Genomic DNA, 240 nt, shown 5'->3' on the forward strand with positions numbered 1-240 from the left:
GTTGAAGGTGTGTGGTAACGCATGCTGGACGTATCAGAAGTGCGAATGCTGACATGAGTAACGATAAAGGGGGTGAAAAACCTCCTCGCCGGAAGACCAAGGGTTCCTGTCCAACGTTAATCGGGGCAGGGTAAGTCGACCCCTAAGGCGAGGCCGAAAGGCGTAGTCGATGGGAAACGGGTTAATATTCCCGTACTTCTTACAATTGCGATGGGGGGACGGAGAAGGCTAGGTGGGCCT

The 240-nt window shown here is 53.8% G+C and carries 1 rRNA gene (cut by a window edge); it reads left to right on the forward strand.

The annotated features are described in order from the left end of the window. Positions 1-240: ribosomal RNA gene (locus FZF01_RS19355) — 23S ribosomal RNA — on the forward strand (its annotated part extends 407 nt beyond the left edge of the window); the annotation flags it as partial.

Source organism: Halopseudomonas salina (assembly GCF_008641105.1).